General features: G+C 54.0%; 10 protein-coding genes. 5 read left to right on the top strand and 5 right to left on the bottom strand.

Annotated elements, in window-relative coordinates; genetic code table 11:
• Positions 1 to 18: 18 nt before the first annotated feature.
• Both nfsA and NNL38_RS05495 read right to left on the bottom strand, forming a co-directional pair.
• Positions 19 to 744, bottom strand: a complete 726-nt coding sequence (gene nfsA / locus NNL38_RS05500; protein ID WP_255390021.1) for an oxygen-insensitive NADPH nitroreductase — start codon at positions 742 to 744, stop codon at positions 19 to 21.
• Positions 745 to 882: 138 nt separating this feature from the next.
• Positions 883 to 2,058 carry an iron-containing alcohol dehydrogenase gene (locus NNL38_RS05495; protein WP_255390019.1) on the bottom strand — a complete coding sequence of 392 codons (1,176 nt, stop codon included), beginning with the start codon at positions 2,056 to 2,058 and terminating at the stop codon, positions 883 to 885.
• A 268-nt stretch (positions 2,059 to 2,326) separates the two neighbouring features.
• Between NNL38_RS05495 and NNL38_RS05490 the strand changes: the two genes are divergently transcribed.
• The 5 genes from NNL38_RS05490 (at position 2,327) to NNL38_RS05470 (ending at position 7,912) form a co-directional block, all read left to right on the top strand.
• Positions 2,327 to 3,307, top strand: coding sequence for a porin (locus NNL38_RS05490; protein ID WP_255390018.1), 981 nt, complete (start codon positions 2,327 to 2,329; stop codon positions 3,305 to 3,307).
• 224 nt (positions 3,308 to 3,531) lie between these two features.
• Complete coding sequence (locus tag NNL38_RS05485; protein ID WP_255390017.1) at positions 3,532 to 3,795, top strand: GrxA family glutaredoxin; 264 nt, start codon at positions 3,532 to 3,534, stop codon at positions 3,793 to 3,795.
• 234 nt (positions 3,796 to 4,029) lie between these two features.
• The gene (locus tag NNL38_RS05480) at positions 4,030 to 5,712 is read left to right on the top strand and encodes an aspartate:alanine antiporter (RefSeq protein WP_255390016.1); all 1,683 of its coding nucleotides are present in this window, start codon (positions 4,030 to 4,032) and stop codon (positions 5,710 to 5,712) included.
• A 185-nt stretch (positions 5,713 to 5,897) separates the two neighbouring features.
• Positions 5,898 to 6,572 (top strand): response regulator, encoded by a 675-nt coding sequence (locus NNL38_RS05475; protein WP_255390015.1) that lies wholly within the window; start codon positions 5,898 to 5,900, stop codon positions 6,570 to 6,572.
• Entirely contained in the window at positions 6,569 to 7,912 is a 1,344-nt protein-coding gene (locus NNL38_RS05470; protein ID WP_255390014.1) for an ATP-binding protein, read from the top strand. Before NNL38_RS05475 ends, NNL38_RS05470 begins: the two co-directional genes overlap by 4 nt.
• A gap of 86 nt (positions 7,913 to 7,998) precedes the next feature.
• On the opposite strand, the gene fabV is transcribed toward NNL38_RS05470, so the two are convergent.
• From fabV to psrA, 3 genes are all read right to left on the bottom strand, one after another.
• Positions 7,999 to 9,201: an enoyl-ACP reductase FabV gene (gene fabV, locus NNL38_RS05465; protein ID WP_255390013.1), complete on the bottom strand. Its 1,203-nt coding sequence runs from the start codon at positions 9,199 to 9,201 to the stop codon at positions 7,999 to 8,001.
• Between the two features lie 220 nt (positions 9,202 to 9,421).
• Positions 9,422 to 11,698, bottom strand: coding sequence for an acyl-CoA dehydrogenase (locus NNL38_RS05460; RefSeq protein WP_255390012.1), 2,277 nt, complete (start codon positions 11,696 to 11,698; stop codon positions 9,422 to 9,424).
• 44 nt (positions 11,699 to 11,742) lie between these two features.
• Positions 11,743 to 12,417 (bottom strand): TetR family transcriptional repressor PsrA, encoded by a 675-nt coding sequence (gene psrA / locus NNL38_RS05455; protein WP_255390011.1) that lies wholly within the window; start codon positions 12,415 to 12,417, stop codon positions 11,743 to 11,745.
• Between the last annotated feature and the right edge of the window lie 344 nt (positions 12,418 to 12,761).

The following is a 12,761-nucleotide window of genomic DNA, read 5'->3' as shown; positions in this document are numbered from 1 at the left end:
AAAAGTTCTATCGCAGCCTCATTTTGTGCTGAAGCCTTTCTGATTGATAAAGTCTTTCATGAAGGGACGCGCTTCCTTACTTAAGGTCGCGGTAATTTGCTCAGTCCAAGACGTTTCTTTATTGCCGCCGGTTCGGGTTTTGTAGTATTCCCGCACCTCGTCATCATACTTCGCCAACAGCGCTGTATCTAAAGCCGGTTGATAGCTGTCTTGATGGACAATCATCGCCTGCGGCAGCCGTGGTTTTCGCTCCGGATCCTGCGCCGGGTAGCCTAAGCATAAACCAAACAGCGGCATCACATGATTCGGTAATGACAATAATGTTGATACCTGTGCCGGATTATTTCGGATCCCGCCAATAAATACCCCACCCAACCCCATTGATTCCGCCGCTGTCAGAGCATTTTGCGCCATCAGCGCCGCATCAACAGCACCAATCAGGGTTTGCTCGGTAAAGCCAAGCTGCGCCTCCGGATGGATCGCCTGGTGACGATGAAAATCGGCGCAGAACACCAAAAACTCAGCCGCAGAAGCCACATACGGCTGCCCACCAGCATACTCCGCCAACAGCTCACGCTTCTCCGGCGCAGTCACCCGAATAATGCTGACACACTGGATGAAACTGGACGATGACGCAGCAATCGCACAATCAAGGATCGCGGCACGCTGCGCTTCAGAAATGGGCTGTTCGGTGAATTTACGGATAGAGCGGTGCTGCAATAGCGTTTCAACGGTCTGGTTCATGGGAGTCCTTATCCTACTGAAAAAGCATCGTGGTGACATTTATGTAAGTGACATAAATTACGTAAGTGACACTGTACCATAAGAGGATGCTGAGACGCATCTCACATCCTGGCTCACGGCAGAATACTGACGAAACCCTCACAATGGCGTCTGATCGCAGCAACATCCGTCACAAACTTGATCTAGTAGACTGAGCAGGCGCGGTTTATTTAACGGTAACGGATTGCCCTTGATCGCATTCGAGCGCAGGGCATCTTCGGCCACTTCATCAAACATCATATCGCACAGTCCGTAAGATGAGAGCGTGGGCAAATTGAGGCGCTTCAGGGTCCGGCGTGCCCAGAGTATTCCGTCAATGATTTCGGCGTTGATCCGCCCGGTCAGGATACAGGCCAGCTGGCGGTAGCGATCGAGCACGTCTGTCCGGCCAGCTTCCCGCGCTGCCAGCACGTTCTCCTGCATCACAAACGGGACCAGCTGCGCGATGATCAGGCCATGGGGCGCGTCCAGGCGGCCCCCCAGCGCCGAGGCCAGCCCATGCGCGGCGCCCAGCTTGCCGTTGGCAAGCGCCATCCCTCCCAGCATTGCGGCAAAGGACATATCCGATCGCGCCCGGGGATCATCATCTTCACAGGCCGCCAGCAGGGAGCCCGACAGCCGCCGCAGCCCTTCTTCACACACCATATCGGTCAGCGGATTCGGATCACCACACACATACGCTTCCATCAGGTGACTGAAGGCATCCATCCCGCAATAGCCCGACATCACCGGATCCATGCCATAAGTGAACGTCGGATCAATAATCGCCAGATCCGCCAGCATCTCCGGACTGCGCAAGCTGACCTTGACTTGCTCCTGTGCCGAACGCAGTACCGCATTCTTGCTCACTTCAGAGCCGGTACCGGCAGTCGTCGGCACCGCAATAAACGGCAGCGGCTTGGCCTGCAGCGGCACACTGCGCCCGACCACCTCAACATAGTCATACACGCTGCCCTGGTTCGGGATCAGGGCCGCCAGCGCCTTCCCGGCATCAAGCACGCTGCCGCCCCCCATCGCCAGCACCATATCGGGCCGAAACTTACGTCCCATGGCCGCCATCTCTTCAATCATGGCAATCAGCGGTTCTCCGTGTACGGCCACCTGCTGATAGCGCATATTCTGTTGTTTGAGGTAGTTCAACACCGGCTCGGCCCGTTCACCCTCTTTACCGGTAACCAGCAGCACGCTGTAGCCAAACTGGTTGAGTGATGACAATGAATTCGCCAGCGCACCTTCACCAAAGATAATTCGCGTTGACGTCATAAACTGGAACATACTAACTCCCTGTCACAAAGCGGTAATGATTCAGTGTGCCCGTTGCCAGAAATCGCCGTTTGATTCTGAGCAAATTTTCGCCTGTAAAGCGTGACACGTTGTTGAGAACCCATGATGTATCACACATTGTACTCCTCTTAATCGATCCCTGTTCATTTCATGAAAGTGACTTGTTATTAACACCTTAGTGTCACACAAGACTTCTATTCTCCCCGCAACACAATAACGGCGACATGCCGATTTTTTTATATATTTAGGGGACACACACATGAAACAAGCAGCACTAACCACTGCAATTCTGGCATCACTATTCTCCGGCGCCGTGAGTGCCGCAACAGTTTACGAAGATGACACCCATAAAGTGGATGTCAAAGGTCGTGCGGTTGGCATGTACTATGCGTCTGACGATGACAGCGAACAGGGTGATCAAAGCTACTTCCGCATCGGCGCTGCGGCGTCAACTCAGGTCAACGAGCAACTGTATGGCCTGATGAAGTACGAAATCGAGTTCGATGCGAAATCAGAAGACAGTTTCGACACGCGCCTGGGCTATGCCGGCCTGGGCGGTGACTGGGGAGAACTGACCTACGGCCGCCAATATGGTGCTTATACCCTGGTATCTGATTTTACCGATGTCCTGTATGAGTTCGGCGCTGACGCCAGTGGCACCGGAACCGACCGCTTTGGTACCGGTAAAGCCAGCGGTGTTCTGAAATACAGCGGCGAATTTAACGGCCTGACCCTGGAAGCCGGTTATCAGTTTGAAAATGACAAGATCGAAAACACCAATGGTGACGACGCCCAGTCCTACGGTTTCGCGGCCAAGTATGCCCTGCCGATGGGGATCAGCCTCGGTGCCGCTTACAACCAGGGCGAGGGCAAAGACAACTCAGATGATGCCAAGATGACCGCACTATCGGTGGCGTATGATGCCAACAAGATTTACGCCGCCCTGCTGTATACCACCGGTGAAAACTGGAAAGATAAAAAGGGTGAAGAAAACAATACCGATTACGACGGCTACGAAGCGGTGCTGGGTTATAGCTTTGATAATGGCTTCTCCGTTCTGGGAGGTTACAACTTCCTGAAAAAAGATGCCGGTGGTACAACCGAAGACAAGACGGACTACTACACGGTCGGCGCGCAATACAAGTTCAACAAGCAACTGCGTACTTTTGCCGAGTACAAAATTGACAACATCGACGGTAACGAAGACGTCCTGGCCGTGGCCCTGCGCTACGACTTCTAAGCTCGGGCCCCTGCAACTTCCCACCGCAACACCAACGATTCAAACCGGGCGCCTGCCCGGTTTTGTGCTTCTGGCCCCGGGCGAAGCAAAATCCCCTCCCCACGCCAACTTGCTGAGCGATCCCGGCTTCATCGGATTTATCTATCGCTCTGAAAGATAAAACCCGCTTTCTCATCCCAGCCTGTCACGTTATAGTGAGCGCATCAGAAAAAAGGAGAGTGTTTATGTTCGTTGTTATTTTCGGTCGTCCTGGTTGCCCTTTCTGCGTTCGTGCCAAAGAGCTGGCTGACAACCTGAAAGCCGATCGCGATGATTTCAACTACCGTTACGTTGACATCCATGCCGAAGGCATCAGCAAAGCCGATCTGGAAAAAACGGTTGGCAAGCCGGTTGAAACCGTGCCGCAAATCTTCATTGATCAGGAGCACATCGGCGGTTGTACCGAATTTGAAGCGTACGCCAAAGAGAACCTGGGTCTGTATCAATAATTCCCGATACGACTACGCATTCAAGAGGCTGCCCATGCAGCCTTTTTTCTTTTGCTAAAGCGACAAACAAGACCAATCAATTAAATCAGTGATCAGACTTTTCTCTAAGTTGGTATGACTTGAATAATATCGGTTCATTTTTATAGCAAGATACCACTTAGCGGTATAACCCATTATTAAAATCCGTTAAAATCCACCCACTGTTGTTGCTGTCCTCTCTTGCCGGAACCCGTTGTGAACATTGATGTCGCTGCTTTACTCCACCAGAACGATATCCTCCTCCTTTTTGTAGTCCTCGCCGTCGGCCTCAGTGTCGGAAAAATCAGAATCGCCAACATGTTGATTGGTAATTCGATCGGCGTCCTGTTAACCGCTCTGCTGTTTGGCAATGCGGGATTTACCTTTGATGCCGATGCCCTGAATATCGGCTTTATGCTGTTTATTTTCTGTGTCGGCATTGAAGCCGGCCCCAACTTTTTCGGCATTTTCTTTCGTGACGGGAAACACTACCTCCTACTGGCACTGGTGGTGCTGGTCTCGGCGATTGCCGTCACCATGCTGATGTCCAACGTCCTGAAACTGGATTTGGCCCTGGCCACCGGCCTGATGGCGGGCTCCCTCACCGCGACCCCGGTGCTGGTTGGCGCGAAAGATGCGCTCAACAGCGGCCTGGCCGGCATTGACGACAGCCAGCTGGTACAGAGTATGGTCGACAGCCTGAGTGTCGGCTACGCCATGTCCTACCTGCTGGGGCTGATCAGCCTGATCCTGCTGGCGAAACTGATGCCGAAGCTACAAAAACAAAACCTGGCCGAGTCCTCGCGACAAATTGCCCGCGAGCGCGGGATCGGCGAAGTGGCCCAGCGCAAGGTCTACCTGCCGATCATCCGTGCCTACCGGGTCGGCCCGGAGCTGATCAACTGGATTGACGGCCGTAACCTGCGCGAGCTGGGCATTTACCGCCAGACCGGCTGCTATATCGAGCGGATCCGCCGCCACGGCATTCTGGCCAACCCCGACGGCGACGCCATCTTGCAGGAAGGTGATGAAATCGCCCTGGTGGGTTATCCTGACAGCCATGCACGCCTCGATCCCAGCTTCCGCCACGGCAAAGAAGTGTTTGACCGGGATCTGCTCGACCTGCGTGTGGTTGAAGAAGAAATCGTGGTCAAAAACGACAGTATCGCCGGCAAAAAGCTGTCCGACCTCAACCTGTCTGAATATGGTTGTTTTCTCAACCGGGTGGTCCGGGCTCAAATCGAAATGCCAATGGACCACGATATCCTGCTCAACAAAGGCGATATCCTCCAGGTCAGCGGCGAGAAAAGCCGGGTCCTGGGCCTGGCTGAGCGGATCGGATTCATCTCGGTCCACAGCCAGATTGCCGATCTGCTGGCTTTCTGCTGTTTCTTTATCGTCGGTCTGCTGATCGGCGCCATCAGCATGACCTTCGGCCACATCGCCTTTGGTCTCGGCAGTGCCGCCGGCCTGCTGCTGGCCGGGATCACCCTCGGCTTCCTGCGGGCCAACCACCCGACCTTCGGTTACGTCCCCCAGGGCGCCCTGAACATGACCAAAGATCTCGGCCTGATGGTGTTTATGGTCGGGATTGGCCTCAGCGCCGGTTCGAACCTGTTTGATTCCCTGGCCCAGGTCGGTCTGGCTGTTTTCGTCACCAGTCTGCTGGTGAGTACGGTGCCGGTGGTGATCGCCTACCTGTTCGGCGCTTATATCCTGAAAATGAACCGCGCGCTGCTGTTCGGTGCCATTATTGGTGCCCGGACCTGTGCTCCGGCGATGGATATGATTAACGAGCATGCCCGCAGTACCATTCCGGCACTGGGTTATGCCGGCACCTACGCCATTGCCAACGTCCTGCTGACCGTTGCCGGAACCTTGATCATCATCCTCAGCTAGCATATTTCACCAGACGCTGACACAATTGTAATGAATGAGTCAGCGTCTATTCAGTCCCGTTATCTATAGTGGTCAGATGCACGCTGATAACGCTGCCCGGCACACATTTAAACTGCTCGATCATCGCCAGCCTCAGCACCATCCAGTATATTGAGCGAATCGCTTTATTTTTGGGAATCAATATTATGCGTATCCTTATTGTCGAAGATGACCCAATCCTCAGCCACCATCTGAAATCTCAGCTCAGCGAGCTGGGGCATCAGGTACAGTGCGCAGGCACAGCCGAGGAAGGGCTGTTTTTTGCCCAAAACTACCCCAATGATGTTGCAATTGTCGATATTGGCCTGCCGGATCGGGACGGCATCAGCCTGATCAAGGATATCCGTAGCAAGGGGTTACGCTTACCGATTTTAATCCTAACCGCCCGCTCCAACTGGCAGGATAAAGTGACCGGGCTCGAAGCCGGTGCCGATGACTATCTGGTCAAGCCGTTCCAGAAAGAAGAGATGGTCGCCCGTCTGAGCGCTCTGGTCCGTCGCAGCGCCGGGTTTGTCAAACCTGAGATGACTGCCGGTGAGATCCGGGTCGACCTGCTGGCCAAACAAGTCTTTATTGGCGACACCCTGCTGGAGTTGACCGCTTTTGAATACGACCTGCTGGAATACCTGATGCGCCACAGCCGCCAGGTAGTCTCCAAGCAGCGCCTGCTGGATGTGCTGTATGAAGATCAGGAAGGCGATCCGAACACCATCGAGGTGATGATCAGCCGCCTGCGCAAAAAGTTCACCAGCCATGGCCAGGAGAATCCCATCTCCACCATCCGCGGCCAGGGCTATATTTTTGAGCTGCAAGCACAATGAAGGGACTGCTCCAGCCCCGGCTGCGCCGACGGGTTCTCGGCACCTCAGTCGCCATCATCGTGTTAATCACCTCTGCCTTGGCCGGGGTGATTAACCAGCTCTACAGCCAGAGCTATATGGCTGCCTACTCTTCTGAGCTGGTGGCGCAAATGCCGATGGTGGTGGCTCAGCTCAACCGGGCCGGACTGATCAAAGATGTCGACAAATGGATTGATTCTATCGATCCGTCCGATACCGACTACATGTCCGTGGTTTGTGATACCCGCGACCATACCATCTGGCTCTCTGACGAAGCCAAAGAGGCCGAGCTCGGCAATATCTGCCAGGAGCTGCCGGACAATATACCGGTCCCGACCCTGATCGAAACCCCCAAGGGCGAGAGCTATATCGCATATAACATGAGCCGGGATCGCGAGGGCGGAAAAACCTACCAACTGGTGGTGCTACGTACCGGAGATCAGTATAAGTCCTCACTTGAGAAACTGCACAAGCGCACCACATTTTACCTCGGGCTGTTTGTGCTGATTGCGATTGCGTTTCTGGTCGCCGCCTTTCACTGGAGCTTCCAGCCGCTGCGCAAACTGGCTGCCCAGTTGGATCAAATGACCGACGCAAAGCGCGACAAGCTCGATGATGATTACCCGATGGAGTTGCAGGATGTGACGCTGGCGCTCAACCGACTGATCCAAATCAGCAATGATCAGAAAGGCCGTTATCGTCATGCCATGGATGATTTGGCCCATAGTCTCAAGACCCGCCTGGCTGCGGCCCACGCCCTGCTCGACGATCAGAATATTTGTCGTCCGGATCTGAACCAGCGGATCATGGAGCAGATCAGCCAGATGGACGAACAGGTCCAGTACCAGCTCAAGCGCGCCATGATGGGCCAACAGGGGCTGCAAAAAGATCAGACCGAGCTCAAACCGGCAGTTGACAGTTTCCGCAACCTGCTCAGCAAGGTCTACAGCGACAAGCAAGTCACCCTGACATACGGATTTGAGCCGGGACTCAAACTCCCGCTCAACCGCAACGACCTGATGGAGCTGCTGGGCAACCTGCTGGAAAATGCCTATCGCTTCTGTATCAGTCAGGTGCAGATCAATGTCGCCTGTCGTGAGGATGCCTTTGAAATCCGGATTGAAGATGACGGGCCGGGCGTCTGTGAGGCGATGCGCGAAGCGATTTTTCAACGCGGGGTGCGGGCCGATCAGCTCAATCCCGGCCAGGGGATCGGGCTCTCCGTCTGCCACGAAATTGTCGAGAGTTACCAAGGGACCATTCACGTCGAAACCGCCGGAATTGAAGGCGCAGCCTTCGTGATTCGGATCCCGACCCAATAAGGAACCACGATCTGCCAGGCTCGTCCCAGCAAACAAGCTTAAAAAAACCGCCGATTGGCGGTTTTTTGTTCATCAAAGATAATGAATCAGATGTCTTGCACATCGAAGTCAACCACAGGGCTGACATCGGCGTCGTAATCGACGGATTCAATGCCGAAGCCGAACAATTTCAGGAACTCATCCTTGTACTGTTGGTAGTCAGCGACTTCAAACAGGTTCTCGTTGGTTACCTGCGGCCACAGATCGCGGCAATGCTTCTGAATGTCTTCACGCAGTTCCCAGTCATCCAGACGCAGACGGTTGGCTTCATCCAGCTCAGGTGCAGAGCCGTCTTCTTTAAACAGACGTTGGGTAAACATGCGGTGAATTTGCTCCATGCAGCCTTCATGCACGCCTTCTTCACGCATTTTCTTAAAGACCATCGCAATATACAGCGGCATGACCGGGATTGCAGAGCTGGCCTGCGTCACCACACTCTTCAGCACCGCGACATTGGCAGAACCGCCGGTCGCCGACAGCTTCTCATTCAGCGCCGTTGCTGCACGGTCGAGATCCATCTTGGCCTTGCCCAGGGCACCGTGCCAGTAGATTGGCCAGGTAATTTCAGTCCCGATGTAGCTGTAAGCAACCGTCTTACAGTTGTCAGCCAGGACACCCGCTTCAGACAGAGCGTTGATCCACAGCTCCCAGTCCTGACCGCCCATCACTGTCACGGTATCCTGGACTTCTTGCTCAGTCGCCGGCTCGATGCTGGCTTCGATCAGCACGTCTTTGTTGGTATCGACCGCTGTCGCCGTGTAGGTTTCGCCCATCGGCTTCAGGGTTGAACGCACCACTTCACCGCTGTCCGGCATTTTACGGACCGGTGATGCCAGCGAGTAAACCACCATATCAATCTGACCCAGATCTTCTTTGATCAGATCAATAACTTTCTGTTTTGCTTCATGGGAGAAAGCATCGCCGTTCAAGCTTTTAGAGTACAGGCCTTCTGCTTTGGCGAATTTGTCAAATGCTGCAGAGTTGTACCAACCGGCCGTGCCTGGCTTTTTCTCAGTGCCCGGTTTTTCGAAAAATACGCCGATTGTTGCCGCGCCGCCACCGAACGCTGCTGCGATACGTGAAGACAAACCGTAGCCACTGGAAGAGCCAACCACCAGCACGCGCTTCGGTGCATTGGCAATCGGGCCCTGGGCTTTAGTGTATTCAATTTGCTCTTTGACGTTCGCTTCACAACCCACAGGGTGAGTGGTGGTACAGATAAATCCACGAATTTTAGGTTTGATGATCATGTTCAACTTCCCTCTCACAATTGACTGTAGGATAAAAGGTAAATGACAAATTCGCATTAAATTTATGAGCGTAAGCGCTAAAAATGGGAGTGGTTGGAGGTGTTGATCACCTATTTCACGTCCATTTTGTTGGTTTTTGCAACAACCATAAAAAAAATGCCACGCGATTGCGTGGCATATTGGGGACACCAGGTTTATTCATTATCGTGAGCAACTGCTCCTAGGCGGCCTTTCCCGGCTGCAAACCGCCTTGCTTAAATTGCTCGGCAGAAAAGTGATCCACCTGGATCGCATGCTGCCTGAGTTGCTCCGCATTGTGCATTTTTTCGACGTCATCTTTTGTGACGATGCCCGCACTCAGCGCAATTTCCAGCTTCTCAGAGAGCGAAATTTTGCGCGGGATCTCACCTGCCTTCACCGCTTCGGCAATTTTCTTCTCAATCCCTTTCACTTCATGCATCGCGACAAAGGCGCGTTCCATAATCGCCACCGGATCGCTTTCCTTTTCGCCAACATAGCACAGATGGGTCAGGCGATCCCTGTGCGCGCCCGGTGTCATCAGCCCTTTAGTGATGGCAACCGACAGCTCATCTTTCGGTGCCGGGTAGTGAATTCCCAGCGGGAAGACCAGGGTACGCACCAAACGGCCAATCCCTTTACGCGGGAAGTTGCTCAGCACCTCGTCAAAGGCCACACCACACTGGTGCAGACAGTGTTGCAGCGCATAATGAACCATCGGCAGATCCTGCTGCTGGCGACCTTCGTCTTCATAGCGCTTGAGCACCGCAGAGGCCAGGTACAGATGGCTCAGGACATCACCAAGCCGGGCCGAAACCATCTCGCGGCGTTTAAGCTCACCGCCCAGGCTCAGCATCGCAAAGTCTGCTGCCACTGCCAGTCCCCGGCTCATCCGGGACAGATGGCGATAGTATTCTGCCGTTTCCCCGCTGACCGGTGCGCGATTCAAGCGTGAGCCGGTGAAGGCATTCAACAGGGACCCGGACACGTTCTTGATGGCAAAGCCAATATGCTTGCTTAGCAGTGCATCAAACTCTTTGGAAGCCTGTTCGGTGTCCGGGTTGGCCGCCGCTTCCATCTCTTTAAGCACAAACGGATGGCAACGCGTTGCCCCCTGGCCGAAGATCATCAGGTTACGGGTCAGAATATTGGCCCCTTCCACCGTGATCGCCACCGGCATCCCGAAGTAGTGATGACCCAGGTAGTTCATTGGCCCCAACTGAATGGCGCGACCGGCGTGGATATCCATCGCATCATTGAGAATGGTCCGCGCCATCTCAGTCATGTGGTATTTGGCAATCGCCGTTACAATCCCCGGCTTTTCTTTCATATCCAGCGAGGTGGTGGTCAGGGTGCGGGCTGCTTCCAGCATGTAGGTATAACCCCCGATCCGACCCATGGCCTGAGCAACGCCCTCAAAGTTACCAATCGACATCCCGAACTGCTTGCGCACATAAGCATAAGCGCCGGTTGCCCGCGCCGTCAGATGGCCGACTGCAGTGCCCAGCGCCGGCAGCGATATCCCGCGACCTGCCGACAGGCATTCCACCAGCATCCGCCAGCCGCGGCCGACATAATCCTGGCCGCCAATCACCCACGCCATCGGAATAAAGACATCCTGGCCGCGGGTCGGGCCATTCATAAAGGCCAGATTCAGCGGGTCGTGGCGTTCGCCGATTTCAACCCCTGGATAATCTGCCGGGATCAGGGCACAGGTAATGCCGATATCTTTCTTGTCGCCAATCAGGCCATCCGGGTCCTGAAGCTTGAAGGCCAGACCCAGAACCGTGGCAACCGGCGCCAGCGTAATGTAGCGCTTGTTCCAGCTCACCCGGATCCCCAGCACTTCTTTTCCTTCAAATTCACCGTAACACACCGTGCCCTGATCCGGGATCCCTCCGGCGTCAGAGCCGGCTTCCGGACCAGTCAGAGCAAAACAAGGAATATCGGTGCCATTTGCCAGTCGCGGCAACCAGTAGTCTTTCTGATCTTGTGTACCGTAGTGGCTGAGCAGCTCCCCCGGGCCCAATGAGTTCGGCACCATCACCGATACCGCGGCACTCAGGCTCCGGGTCGCGATGCGCGAGACGATAGTCGAGTTGGCGTGAGCCGAGAAATCCAGCCCGCCGTATTCTTTACCAATGATCAATGAGAAGAACTTCTCCTGACGCAGGAATTCCCACACCTGAGGCGGCAAGTCCTTGTCTTCCTGTACGATCTGATAGTCATCCAGCATCGCCAGCAAAGTTTCCAGCTGGTTATCCATAAAAGCCTGCTCTTCGGCATTCAAAGACGGCTTCGGATAATTGTGCAGGGTTTGCCAGTTCGGTGAGCCACTAAACAGTTCCCCATCCCACCAGACACCGCCGGCCTCCATAGCCTCTCGTTCCGTATCTGACAATGGGGGAAGGACTTTCTTAAACAGCTTAAATGCAGGGTCGCTGAAATAGCGCTTGCGCATATTAACGAACATACTCATGGTTCAGATCCTTTGTCTCATTAATCGTTATGGTTCTACATTACTTACTGCGTTCCTGTTGATTCTTCTTGGATCAGCGAGAGCGGCTGCTCGATCGGCGCCGCAACACCGGCGGCCAGATAAGGCACAAGTCGCTCAATCAAATCTTCGGTTGTCACCGTGCGGGAAAAGTCACTCTCGGCAATCTCACACAGCGCGGCGGTCGAGGCCATGGTGAATACGGTTGCCCCCAGGGTAAAGTGCAAACGCCAGAACAAGGTCTCAGGGTCGAGGGATGAGTTAGCCCGGCACACGGCAGTGGTGAACAGATGTAACACTTCTTCGTAGCGCGTGACGATAAACCAGCGCAAATGGCCCTGCACATCGGTATATCCCCTGCCCAGCAGCGACATAAAGAGTTGCGCACCGTTCGGCCGATACACGTTCAAGTTCAACAGGGGCTGTTTAGCACACCGGAACACATCTTCCATGGAGAAATCGTCACGGGTCAACAGCACTTCCAGCTCCGCTTTGAGCGCCGGCATGAACTCTTCGAGATAACGGCTCAGCACGGCGCGAACCAGCGTTTTCTTATCGCCGTAGTGGTAGTTGACCGACGCCAGATTCACCCCTGCTTTGCTGGTAATAGTTCTGAGCGAGGTTTCTTTAAACCCGTGCTCAGCAAAAAGCAGCTCGGCAGCATCGAGAATTCTGCCCTTGGTTTCTCCCTTTCCCGGCATATTCATTCACCTGTATTAAACACATGTTTAAACTTTACAACCAAGCAACATTTTTAACAAGCGGCAAATAAATGCCTGCCGCGCATTTTAGACAGCCGATCACAGAAAATTGCCAGACTGTGATAAAGATCCCGGTCCCGTTTGTCCATAAACGGCAAAGCACAGAAAAGAATGTGAGTTGGTGTTCAGCACCCGATTGTAAATAAATCGTTAAATATCAATAGCTAATAGATGGGGAGCTTCAGAAGGCGGCGGCGGCTAAAAATAATCAAAGAAAAATGCACATTCACGGGAACCAAAAAACGGAAGCAAGGTCATATATTATGCCACTGCTTTTTCTTAGA

The sequence above is a fragment of the Photobacterium atrarenae genome, assembly GCF_024380015.1.
GTDB classification, from domain to species: Bacteria; Pseudomonadota; Gammaproteobacteria; order Enterobacterales; family Vibrionaceae; genus Photobacterium; species Photobacterium atrarenae.
The sequence above is the reverse complement of the archived record's forward strand: the minus strand, read 5'-3'. Positions and strand labels throughout refer to the sequence as shown.

What these genes read in the sequence shown, in the direction of transcription:
- nfsA (WP_255390021.1), bottom strand. Translation starts at nt 744, where the DNA reads ATGAACCAGACCGTTGAAACGCTATTGCAGCACCGCTCTATCCGTAAA.
- NNL38_RS05495 (WP_255390019.1), bottom strand. Translation starts at nt 2,058, where the DNA reads ATGTTCCAGTTTATGACGTCAACGCGAATTATCTTTGGTGAAGGTGCG.
- NNL38_RS05490 (WP_255390018.1), top strand. Translation starts at nt 2,327, where the DNA reads ATGAAACAAGCAGCACTAACCACTGCAATTCTGGCATCACTATTCTCC.
- NNL38_RS05485 (WP_255390017.1), top strand. Translation starts at nt 3,532, where the DNA reads ATGTTCGTTGTTATTTTCGGTCGTCCTGGTTGCCCTTTCTGCGTTCGT.
- NNL38_RS05475 (WP_255390015.1), top strand. Translation starts at nt 5,898, where the DNA reads ATGCGTATCCTTATTGTCGAAGATGACCCAATCCTCAGCCACCATCTG.
- NNL38_RS05470 (WP_255390014.1), top strand. Translation starts at nt 6,569, where the DNA reads ATGAAGGGACTGCTCCAGCCCCGGCTGCGCCGACGGGTTCTCGGCACC.
- fabV (WP_255390013.1), bottom strand. Translation starts at nt 9,201, where the DNA reads ATGATCATCAAACCTAAAATTCGTGGATTTATCTGTACCACCACTCAC.
- NNL38_RS05460 (WP_255390012.1), bottom strand. Translation starts at nt 11,698, where the DNA reads ATGAGTATGTTCGTTAATATGCGCAAGCGCTATTTCAGCGACCCTGCA.
- psrA (WP_255390011.1), bottom strand. Translation starts at nt 12,417, where the DNA reads ATGCCGGGAAAGGGAGAAACCAAGGGCAGAATTCTCGATGCTGCCGAG.